Annotated in this window: 4 protein-coding genes; 3 read left to right on the top strand and 1 reads right to left on the bottom strand. The window is 54.3% G+C overall.

Going from position 1 to position 3,920, the window contains the following annotated elements; all coding sequences use genetic code 11:
- Positions 1 to 323: 323 nt before the first annotated feature.
- The gene (locus JJB74_RS32830) at positions 324 to 1,349 is read left to right on the top strand and encodes an IS5 family transposase (RefSeq protein WP_200598746.1); all 1,026 of its coding nucleotides are present in this window, start codon (positions 324 to 326) and stop codon (positions 1,347 to 1,349) included.
- Positions 1,350 to 1,478: 129 nt separating this feature from the next.
- Here the strand turns inward: JJB74_RS32830 and JJB74_RS32825 are convergent, their stop codons facing one another.
- On the bottom strand, positions 1,479 to 1,643 hold the full coding sequence (locus tag JJB74_RS32825; RefSeq protein WP_200598745.1) for a DUF1653 domain-containing protein: 165 nt from the start codon (positions 1,641 to 1,643) through the stop codon (positions 1,479 to 1,481).
- Between the two features lie 182 nt (positions 1,644 to 1,825).
- Here JJB74_RS32825 and JJB74_RS32820 point away from each other — a divergent pair, with 182 nt between their 5' ends.
- Both JJB74_RS32820 and JJB74_RS32815 read left to right on the top strand, forming a co-directional pair.
- Positions 1,826 to 2,992 (top strand): ABC transporter substrate-binding protein, encoded by a 1,167-nt coding sequence (locus JJB74_RS32820; RefSeq protein ID WP_325170224.1) that lies wholly within the window; start codon positions 1,826 to 1,828, stop codon positions 2,990 to 2,992.
- A gap of 27 nt (positions 2,993 to 3,019) precedes the next feature.
- Positions 3,020 to 3,778, top strand: coding sequence for an SDR family NAD(P)-dependent oxidoreductase (locus JJB74_RS32815; protein ID WP_200598744.1), 759 nt, complete (start codon positions 3,020 to 3,022; stop codon positions 3,776 to 3,778).
- Positions 3,779 to 3,920 lie beyond the last annotated feature (142 nt).

The following is a 3,920-nucleotide window of genomic DNA, read 5'->3' as shown; positions in this document are numbered from 1 at the left end:
GCTGACTCGTTCATCACGTATTTGCGCAGTCTATCGAATAAGGAAGCATTGCGGGCTTCCGGCGTACTATCCCCTCACTTTTGGTTGAAGCATGTCTTTTCAAAAGACTTTTGCGTACCTGCTTAGGAAGGCATGACTGCAACTGCAGGGAAACCCTTAAAACTTGTTCTAATTTCTTCTGATTTTCCTATTTCAACAAACCACCGTTAATGACAATCACGGAAAACCGAGGCACCCGCTTGCCGTCAACCTCAACAGGGCACCTCGAAAAACCCGCGCGAGTCTGGCAAGATGTGGACGCCTCAAGCCTGACATAAATTTTCATGATCAAGACCAGTCTGTTTGCCGACCAGGAGCGCGAAGCCAAGCTCAACAAGCTTGGTGATGCGCTGCAGGTGATGGAGCAGCATGTTGACTTCGCCGCCCTTGCTGCGGAGATTGACCTTGCGGCACCGCGCCCCAGCCGCGAGCGCGGCGGCCGTCCGCCGTTTCCCACCGAACTGATGGTGCGCGTACTGCTGATCCAGCAGCTATTTAACTTGAGTGATGAGCAGATGGAATTCCAGCTGCTCGACCGGTTGAGTTTCCAGCGCTTCGTCGGCTTACGTGCCAGCAGCCAGATCCCGGACCGGACTACGATCTGGACCTTCAAGGAGCGCTTGATCCAGGCCGGCGCCAGCGAGAGCGTGTTCGATGCCGTTAATCGCCAGCTGTCCCGGCACGGCTACATTGCGCGTGGCGGCCAGATGATCGACGCGAGCATCGTACAGGCGCCCAGGCAATCGCTGAGCAAGGAAGAGAAAGCCATCGTCAGTGAAGGCGCGATGCCGGCTGACTGGAAGCCGGCCAAGCGGCGCCAGAAGGACGTGGAGGCGCGCTGGACGAAGAAACACGGCAAGTCCTACTTCGGCTACAAGGTGTCGGCCAACGCCGACAAGCGCTACACGCTGGTGCGCAAGCTCAAGGTGAGCACGGCAAGCGAACACGACACCATGCATTTCGAAGACGTGCTCGATTGCGCCAACACGAGCCGGGACATCCTGGCCGACAAGGGCTATGTCGATGGCGAGCGCGAAGCGCGGCTGAGCAAACAGGGCTGGCGCCTGCACATCCAGCGCAAAGGAAGCAAGGACAAGCCGCTCTCTGCGGTCCAGCAGCGGCGCAATCATCGCATTGCCAGGACGCGTGCGCGCATCGAGCACGTGTTTGCGGGCTTGGCACAGATGGGCGGCAAGGCGCTGCGCTGCATTGGCCTGGCACGGGCAAGATTGCACCTGAACTGGAAGGTCGCTGCTTACAACTTGCAGCGTCTGGTCTATATGAAGGAGGCCGGGGTCGAGGCATTCTGATGACCGAGGTCCGTCCGGATCGCCGAAAACGAGCAGCACAACCTGAAAAAGAGGTCGGGAAACGACGACACTCACGCATTGTTGGGCGCATTCAAATGCCTGGCTCGCTGATGACGGCGAAATCACATGTTATTCAAGGTGCCCAACCATCTCGAAGAACACGGATCTGGGACGGCACCAGATCGTCCCATTCGCTGCCCGGTAAACGATGACGGGGCTGTGGTCTGCCTCCATCCTTGCCTCGTAAACGAGCTCGTAGTCACCGCCTTTGTAGTGCCGATATTTCGTCGTCATCGCTGTCCTCATTCTATTGGTACAAAAAACCCACCTTTCAGGTTGACTAGTCAACACTGTGGAACTAATCTTCCACTGACGATTAGGTTGCTATGTCAACCTAAGCTTCCTTGGAGAGACATCTCGAAAAGCGAACTGAAAAGCGCATATAAACGTCAAAATTCAAATGCGAGGAGACTAACGTGAACTATTTATTGAAAATATTCAAGACCAGCCTGTACATCATTGTTGCAGCATCGTTTGGCATGCCGGTGTTCGCGCAAGAGACGATAAAAATTGGCCTAGTCGCTCCAATGTCAGGAGCGTTTGCGCTATATGGCCAAGGCTTCCATCAATCGATGCAGGCATACATGGCAAACTATGGAGACACTGTGGCAGGGAAAAAGGTGGAAATCATCGTTCGCGATAACACGACAAACACCCCGGAGACCGCCAGGCGACTTGCGCAAGAACTGATAACTAGGGAGCGGGTAGATTTTCTCGCCGGCTTTGCGCTGTCCCCGGACGCATTATCTGTCGCCAATCTTTCGGCTCAAGCCAAGAAACCGACCATCGTCATGCTCGCCGCAGCTTCCGGCCTGACTGCGAAATCTCCTTATCTCGTAAGGGTTTCATACAGCAACATACAAACCTCCGCTTCCATGGCGAAATGGGCTTATAAAAACGGCGTACGCAAGGTGTACACCATGGTGTCCGACTATGCACCAGGGATTGACTGCGAAGTGGCGTTTCAGGAAGCGTTTGAATCGCTGGGCGGGAAAATCATCGGCAACTCCCGGATGCCATTGGCGAGCCTAGAATATGCACCGTATGTTCAGCGCCTAAAAGAATCCGGCGCGGATGCCGTCTATCTGTTTGTGCCGTCCGGCGATCCGATGGTTTCCTTCATGAAGAACTATGTCGAGCGTGGCCTTCCGCAAGCGGGAATGAAGCTGCTAACGACAACCGATCTTGCGGAGGAATACATCAAGCCAATGGGCGACGCCGCTGCATACATCACCAATACCATTCAATATTACGACACCCTGAATAACGAGGAAAACGCGAAATTCAAAACAGCGTACCTGAAGATAGCAGGCAAAAATCCAGGCGCGATCGCTCTCGGCGGGTATGACGGAATGGCTGTCATTTATGAGGTATCCCGCAAGCTCAATGGCAAGCTTGATCCGGAAAAAATCATGGCAGCGATGAAAGGGTTGAAAATCAAGAGTCCTCGTGGCAACCTCATGATCGACCCGGACACGAGGGACGCGGTGGCCAACATGTACGTGGCGAAGATCGAGAAGAAGGGTAGCCAGTATGTTCCAGTTGTCATCGACACCTTCGTGGACGTCAAGGAAGGTAAATAACAGGGACAGTCTTGAAACGGAAATGACATGTCACTAAAAAACAAGGTTGCCCTCGTCACCGGCGCAGCATCAGGGATTGGACGATCCATCGCATTGGCCCTTGCGCGCGATGGATCGAAAGTGCTGGTCACCGACCGATCAGACGACGGTGGCCACGAGACAGTTGAACTGATCCTGAAGGCAGGCGGTGTCGCAAGGTTTTGCCAACTTGACGCCGCAAATCCTGACGATCACCACCGTGCGGTGGCCCAGGCAAATGAGCATTTCGGCGGCCTTCATATCGCCTGCAATAACGCGGGCATCAGCGTCGGACCAGGCAAGATTTATGCGCCTGTTGCAGAGATTGCGCTAAAAGATTGGGACCAGATGCTCGCAATTAACCTCTCCGGCGTGTTCTATGGATTGAGAGCGCAAATACCTGCCATGATTGCATACGGAGGTGGCTCCATCGTCAACACTGCCTCTGTCATGGGGCAAGTGGCTGGGCAAAATTTAGGCGCATACGTCGCCTCCAAGCATGGAGTTATCGGCCTGACGAAAAGTGCAGCGCTTGATTACGCAGGAAAAGGAATCAGGGTCAATGCGATTGGTCCTGGATATATCGCAACACCTATGCTGGAACACAAGGATCCCAAAACATTAAGCGGTCTTGCAGCTAAACATCCGATGGGAAGATTGGGATTGCCGCAGGAAATCGCGGAACTCGCCGCATGGTTGAGCAGCGAACGCGCCAGTTTTGTGACGGGCGCTTATTACCCGGTAGACGGCGGCTATCTGGCACAGTGACCCAACCAAAAATTGACCCTGCCCCGATTTCACGTACAGCAGGAAGTTTGTTAACTTTCTGGCTGTATGGAGGAATGCATGGGTGAGAAGTTGGTGCCGAAACGGCAGTACACGGAAGAATTCAAGACGGAGGCGGTCAGAC

This window comes from Noviherbaspirillum pedocola, from assembly GCF_016632335.1.
Taxonomy (GTDB): domain Bacteria; phylum Pseudomonadota; class Gammaproteobacteria; order Burkholderiales; family Burkholderiaceae_D; genus Noviherbaspirillum_A; species Noviherbaspirillum_A pedocola.
This window is presented reverse-complemented; position numbering and strand designations above follow the sequence as displayed.